The sequence below is a fragment of the Kocuria sp. CCUG 69068 genome (genome assembly GCF_020833785.1).
Lineage (GTDB): Bacteria > Actinomycetota > Actinomycetes > Actinomycetales > Micrococcaceae > Kocuria > Kocuria rosea.
This window is the reverse complement of the sequence record NZ_PDDL01000145.1, coordinates 1-6,783: the sequence shown is the minus strand read 5'-3', so window position 1 is coordinate 6,783 and position 6,783 is coordinate 1. Positions and strand designations below refer to the sequence as shown.

The window sequence follows — 6,783 nt, the reverse complement described above, 5'->3', positions numbered from 1 at the left end:
TCCCACCAGGTCTGTTTACCTTTGAGAACATGGTTCTCTCGCGCCGCTCGTTCGTCCTCTCCGGCCTGGTGCTCGCCGCCTCCGGGGCCTTCGGGGGCGCCCTGACGGAGCTCCCCGCCGGCCGGCGCGGGACGGCCGCCCGGCCCGGAGCGGCGCGGCCCGCCCCGACGTCGTGGTCCTGGACCCGCCCCGGGCCGGCGCCGGGCGGACCGTCGTGGACCAGCTCGTGGCGCTGGCCCCGCGCCGGATCGCGTACCTTGCGTGCGATCCGGCCACGCTGGCGCGGGACCTGGGCCGGTTCCGCCGCGCCGGGTGGCACGTGCGGTCGGTGCGCGCCTTCGACATGTACCCCAACACCCATCACGTCGAGACGCTCGCGGTCCTGGAGCCCTGACGGACGCCGCCGCCCGCTGCGTGACGGCGACCGCCGGGAGTCGTTCGGAGTCACCGGGCTCACACGGGCTACACTGGCGGATGACTGTTCACGGGAGAACCTCCGGCCCTTCGCCGGTGTCCTCCCGCGGGCGTTTCCAAGACGGTGGCGAGAGGAGTTCCACGCATATGAGCACAGTGGACAGCTTCGGGGCCAAGGGCGTACTCGACGTCAAAGGCACCGAATACGAAATTTTCCGACTGAACACGCTGGAGGGCGCGCAGAAGCTCCCGTACAGCCTGAAGGTTCTGCTCGAGAACCTGTTGCGCACCGAGGACGGCGCCAACATCACCTCCGAGCACATCGAGGCCCTGGCCAACTGGGACCCCACGGCCGAGCCCAGCATCGAGATCCAGTTCACCCCGGGTCGCGTGATCATGCAGGACTTCACGGGCGTGCCCTGCATCGTGGACCTCGCGACGATGCGCGAGGCCATCGCGGACCTCGGCGGCGACCCCGCCCGCGTGAACCCGCTCGCCCCGGCCGAGCTCGTGATCGACCACTCCGTGCAGATCGACTCCTTCGGGACCTCGGACTCGATCGGGATCAACATGGACATCGAGTACCAGCGCAACGGGGAGCGCTACCAGTTCCTGCGCTGGGGCCAGACGGCGTTCGACGACTTCAAGGTCGTCCCCCCGGGCATGGGCATCGTCCACCAGGTGAACATCGAGAACCTGGCGCGCGTCGTGATGACCCGCGAGGTCGACGGCGTGCTGCGCGCCTACCCGGACACCTGCGTGGGCACCGACTCGCACACCACCATGGAGAACGGGCTCGGCGTGCTCGGCTGGGGCGTGGGCGGCATCGAGGCCGAGGCCGCGATGCTCGGCCAGCCCATCTCCATGCTCATCCCGCGCGTGGTCGGCTTCAAGCTGACCGGCCAGATCCCGTCCGGGGCCACCGCCACCGACGTGGTGCTGACCATCACCGAGATGCTCCGCGAGCACGGCGTGGTCGGCAAGTTCGTCGAGTTCTACGGCGAGGGCGTCGGCGCCGTGCCTCTGGCCAACCGCGCCACCATCGGCAACATGAGCCCCGAGTTCGGCTCCACCGCCGCGATCTTCCCGATCGACGACGTCACCCTCGAGTACCTGCGCCTGACCGGCCGCTCCGACGAGCAGATCGACCTCGTCGAGGCGTACGTCAAGGAACAGGGCATGTGGCACGACCCGTCCGAGGAGATCACCTTCTCGGAGTACCTCGAGCTGGACCTCTCCACCGTGGTCCCCTCGATCTCCGGGCCGAAGCGGCCGCAGGACCGCATCTCGCTCACCGACGCGAAGGCGCAGTTCCACGAGGACATCAAGAACTACGCCACGCACGTCGACGACAACGCCTCCGGCGACACCGTGGACGACGTCGCGGCGCAGTCCTTCCCGGCCTCGGACGCCCCCGGCTACACCGCGGACGACCACCAGTCGGAGGCGGACCGCCCGCGCGAGCACCACGCCTTCGCCGAGGACGGCCGCCCGAGCAAGCAGGTCCCCGTGACCATGCCCGACGGCCGCGAGTTCGAGCTCGACCACGGCGCGGTCTCGATCGCGTCGATCACCTCGTGCACCAACACCTCGAACCCGTCGGTCATGATGGCCGCCGCGGTGCTGGCGCGCAACGCCGTCGAGAAGGGGCTCAAGGCCAAGCCCTGGGTCAAGACCTCGATCGCCCCGGGCTCGAAGGTCGTCACCGACTACTACGAGAAGTCCGGTCTGGTGCCGGCGCTCGAGGAGCTCGGCTTCTTCATCGTGGGCTACGGCTGCACCACCTGCATCGGCAACTCCGGTCCCCTCGAGGACGAGATCTCCCAGGCCATCCAGGACAACGACCTGGCCGTGACCTCGGTGCTCTCCGGCAACCGCAACTTCGAGGGCCGCATCAACCCGGACGTGAAGATGAACTACCTGGCGTCCCCGCCGCTGGTCATCGCCTACGCCCTGGCCGGCAACATGGACTTCGACTTCGAGAGCGAGTCCCTGGGCCAGGACGCCGACGGCAACGAGGTGTACCTCAAGGACATCTGGCCGGACCCGGCCGAGGTGCAGAAGATCATCGACGCGTCCATCGACACGGAGATGTTCACCCGCGAGTACGGCACCATCTTCGACGGCGACGAGCGCTGGCAGAACCTGGACACCCCCACCGGAAAGACGTTCGAGTGGAACCCCGAGTCCACCTACGTCCGCAAGCCCCCGTACTTCGAGGGCATGACGATGGAGACGACCCCGGTCGAGGACATCACGGGCGCCCGCGTGCTGCTGAAGCTGGGCGACTCGGTCACGACCGACCACATCTCCCCGGCGGGCTCGTTCAAGTCCGACACCCCGGCCGGCAAGTACCTCATCGAGAACGGGGTCCAGCGCAAGGACTTCAACTCGTACGGCTCCCGCCGCGGCAACCACGAGGTCATGATCCGCGGCACCTTCGCCAACATCCGGATCAAGAACCAGCTCCTGGACGGCGTGGAGGGCGGCTACACCCGCGACTTCACGCAGGAGGGCGGCCCGCAGGCCGCCGTCTACGACGCCTCCATCAACTACCAGGAGGCCGGCGTCCCGCTGGTCGTGCTGGGCGGCAAGGAGTACGGCTCCGGGTCCTCCCGCGACTGGGCCGCGAAGGGCACCTCCCTGCTGGGCGTCAAGGCCGTCATCGCCGAGAGCTACGAGCGCATCCACCGCTCGAACCTCATCGGCATGGGCGTGCTCCCGCTGCAGTACCCGGCCGGGGAGTCCGCGGACTCCCTCGGCCTGGAGGGCACGGAGACCTTCGACATCCAGGGCGTGACCGGGCTCAACGAGGGCACCACCCCGAAGACGCTCAAGGTCACCGCCACGAAGGAGGACGGCTCCACCGTCGAGTTCGACGCGGTCCTGCGCATCGACACGCCGGGCGAGGCGGACTACTACCGCAACGGCGGCATCCTGCAGTACGTGCTCAGGAACATCGCGAAGTCCTGATCCCAGGGCGTTCGCAGCACGCAGGGGCCCGGTCCGGGAACGGACCGGGCCCCTGCGCGTCGTCGGCCCTGTCGGGGCGAACGAGTAGGATCGGGGGAGCGCGCCGCCCCGGCCCCCCGGGACCGACGGCGCGAGCGACCACGACGCCGAGGACTGCGGGAGAAACCATGAGCGTGCTGGAGCGGGTGTCCGGGCCCGAGGACCTCGCGGGACTGAGCCGCGCGGAGCTGGGCCGGCTGGCCGAGGAGATCCGCGAGTTCCTCGTCACCCACGTCTCCGCGACGGGCGGCCACCTGGGACCCAACCTGGGCGTCGTCGAGCTGACCCTCGCGGTGCACCGGGTCTTCGACTCGCCCAAGGACTCCGTCGTCTTCGACACCGGGCACCAGTCCTACGTGCACAAGCTGCTCACCGGCCGCAAGAACTTCGAGACCCTGCGCCAGGAGGGCGGTCTCGCCGGCTACCCGGACCGGCGCGAGTCGGAGCACGACATCGTCGAGTCCTCCCACGCGTCCTCCTCCCTGTCCTGGGCCGACGGCATCTCGCGCGGCTACGCGATGACCGGTCAGCACGACCGGCACACGGTGGTGCTGGTGGGGGACGGGGCGCTCACCGGCGGGATGGCCTGGGAGGCCGTCAACAACATCGCCTCCGACCGCGACCGCAAGGTCGTCATCGTGGTCAACGACAACGGCCGCTCCTACGCCCCGACCGTCGGCGGCTTCGCCAACCACCTCGCGGAGCTCCAGGCCAGCGTGCAGCAGGGCGTGGACGCCGTGCGCACCGACCGCCGCTACGAGCAGACCCTCGAGACCGTGAAGGACCTGCTGAAGCACTCCGGCCCCGTCGGGGAGATGTTCTACCGCGGTCTGCACGGGATGAAGCAGGGCATCAAGGACGTCGTGGTGCCCCAGGGCATCTTCGAGGACCTCGGCATGAAGTACGTCGGCCCCGTCGACGGGCACGACCTCGAGGCCGTCGAGCAGGCCCTGGGCAACGCCAAGAACTACGGCGGACCGGTCATCGTGCACGCGATCACCGAGAAGGGCCACGGCTACGGGCCCGCCACCGCGAACGTGGACGACCAGTTCCACGCCGTGGGCGTCATCGACCCCGTCACCGGACGCTCCACGGCCACGAGCTCCGAGCGCAGCTGGACGGCCGTGTTCCGCGACGAGATCGCCCGGATCGCCGACGAGCGCGAGGACGTCGTCGGCATCACCGGCGCCATGCTCATCCCCGTGGGGCTGCAGAAGATGCAGGCCGCCCACCCCGACCGGGTCGTGGACGTGGGCATCGCCGAGCAGCACGCCATCGCCATGGCCGCCGGCATGGCCTACGGCGGCCTCCACCCCGTGGTGGCCCTCTACGCGACGTTCCTCAACCGCGGCTTCGACCAGCTCCTCATGGACGTGGCGCTGCACCGGGCCGGCGTCACGGTCGTCCTCGACCGGGCCGGGGTCACCGGCCCGGACGGCCCCAGCCACCACGGCATGTGGGACCTCGCGCTGCTCCAGATCGTGCCCGGGCTCCACCTGGCCGCACCGCGCGACGAGCCCACCCTGACCGAGGAGCTGCGCGAGGCGGTGGCCGTCGACGACGCCCCCACCGTCATCCGGTACCCCAAGGGCGCCGTGGGCGCCCCCGTCCCGGCCGTCGAGCGGCTGGCGGACGGGGTGGACGTGCTCGCGCGCCGCGGCGGCGAGAGCGGGACCGAGGGCGCCCGCCGGGACGTCCTGCTCGTGTCCGTCGGCGCCATGAGCGCTCTGGCGCTGGACGTGGCCGACCGGCTCGAGGCCCACGGCGTCACCTCCACCGTGGTCGACCCCCGCTGGGTGCTGCCCGTGCCGGCCTCGGTCATCGAGCTCGCCGCCCAGCACCGGATCGTGGTGGTCGTCGAGGACGGCGTGCGCGCCGGCGGGATCGGCTCCCGGATCCGCCAGGAGATGCGGGCGGCGGGCGTCGACACCGCCCTCAACGAGGTGGGGCTGCCCACGGAGTTCCTCCTGCACGGCTCCCGCTCCCAGGTCCTCGCGCGGGTCGGGCTGACCGCCCAGCGCGTGGCCCAGGACACGCTGGCCTCCGTGCTCGGCACCCGGGTGCCCTACGCGCGCCCGGTGCAGGGCGCGGCCGCCGGCCAGGGTGCCGTGCCCGACACGGCCGAGGATGCCCGCGGGGCTTCGCTGCCTCGGTCGCACCGGGGCTGAGCCCCGCTCAGCCGAGCAGGATCCGCCCGTCCGCCACGCTCGCGGGGTACGGCTCCAGCCCGGACTCGGCGGGTCCGGCCAGGACCTCGCCGGTCGTGAGGTCGAACTGCGAGGAGTGGCACGGGCAGACGTAGAGCTCCTCCTGCGGGGCCACCATGCACCCCTGGTGCGGGCACACGGGGGAGAACGCGACGACCGTGTCCGGGTCCGGGCGGCTCACGACGGCCTGTACGCCGTCCCGGTCGAACTTCACCGCCGAGCCCACCGGCAGGTCCTCGACGGCGCCCGCGTCCACGGGGCCGGACGCTGCGGGGGCGGGGCCGCCGCCCGTCGACGGCGGGGCGTCGGCGGCGCACGCGGTGAGCGCCACGGTGGAGCCGGCCCCGGCCAGGCCGAGGACCGTGCGCCGGGACGGGGCGGACGGGGTGGTCGGGCGCTCGGGCATCGGGGTCCTCTCGACGGCGGGGTGCGGGTCCGCCGTCAGTCTAGGCGCCGCGCCCCACCCCGGGCGCTGCCTGCCCGAGGGCGCCCCGTGCGGTGATCGCTGTGAGCGGAGCCGCACGGGGCCGGTGTCCGCCGCGCCGGTTCATCAGTAGGATGATGAAGACATCAGTCAGCGGGACGGGCCGTGCACGACCGGCTCGTCCTCGGGCCCGGCCGCCGCGCCGGGACGGACGGAAGGACAGCACCATGATCAAGCGACTCATCTTCGTCACCGGATTCGGGGTCGGCTTCGTGGTCGGCTCGGCCTCGGGCCGCAAGAGCTACGAGGCCCTCAAGCAGAACGCCGTGAAGACGTGGCACGACCCCAAGGTCCAGGAGAAGGTCTCCGAGGGCACCGACTGGGTGAAGTCCGAGGTGCCCGTGGTCGGCGGGAAGCTGGCCGACAGCGCCAAGAAGGCCGCCGACACCGTGGGCACCAAGGCCGCCGACGCCTCCTCGTCCGTCAAGGAGAAGGTCTCCGGGTCCTCGGCCGGCACGGAATCCTCCAGCGGTGCCGCCGCCACGGGGGCTTCGACCGCCGGGACCTCGACCACCGGCTACGCCGACCTGCAGGACGCGAAGCCGGTGACCCCGGAGAGCCCCCTGGACCCGGCCGAGCCGCACCCGGCCCCCGGCGACACGCAGCACTGACCCGCCGGCGCCCGCCCGCAGCACCGCTGCCGCAGGGCGCGGGCCGCGGGGCGAG

The 6,783-nt window shown here is 71.5% G+C and carries 5 protein-coding genes; 4 read left to right on the top strand and 1 reads right to left on the bottom strand.

Annotated features, from left to right (window positions below; genetic code table 11):
* Positions 1 to 172 precede the first annotated feature (172 nt).
* The 3 genes from CRM73_RS17515 (at position 173) to dxs (ending at position 5,594) form a co-directional block, all read left to right on the top strand.
* Positions 173 to 394 (top strand): hypothetical protein, encoded by a 222-nt coding sequence (locus tag CRM73_RS17515; protein WP_370658564.1) that lies wholly within the window; start codon positions 173 to 175, stop codon positions 392 to 394.
* A gap of 167 nt (positions 395 to 561) precedes the next feature.
* Entirely contained in the window at positions 562 to 3,387 is a 2,826-nt protein-coding gene (locus CRM73_RS17510) for an aconitate hydratase (protein WP_017834182.1), read from the top strand.
* Between the two features lie 167 nt (positions 3,388 to 3,554).
* Positions 3,555 to 5,594: a 1-deoxy-D-xylulose-5-phosphate synthase gene (gene dxs / locus CRM73_RS17505; protein WP_017834183.1), complete on the top strand. Its 2,040-nt coding sequence runs from the start codon at positions 3,555 to 3,557 to the stop codon at positions 5,592 to 5,594.
* Positions 5,595 to 5,601: 7 nt separating this feature from the next.
* On the opposite strand, the gene CRM73_RS17500 is transcribed toward dxs, so the two are convergent.
* Positions 5,602 to 6,039 carry a Rieske (2Fe-2S) protein gene (locus CRM73_RS17500; protein ID WP_229588625.1) on the bottom strand — a complete coding sequence of 146 codons (438 nt, stop codon included), beginning with the start codon at positions 6,037 to 6,039 and terminating at the stop codon, positions 5,602 to 5,604.
* Between the two features lie 245 nt (positions 6,040 to 6,284).
* Between CRM73_RS17500 and CRM73_RS17495 the strand changes: the two genes are divergently transcribed.
* Positions 6,285 to 6,728 (top strand): hypothetical protein, encoded by a 444-nt coding sequence (locus tag CRM73_RS17495; protein ID WP_109222595.1) that lies wholly within the window; start codon positions 6,285 to 6,287, stop codon positions 6,726 to 6,728.
* The last annotated feature ends 55 nt before the right edge of the window (positions 6,729 to 6,783 follow it).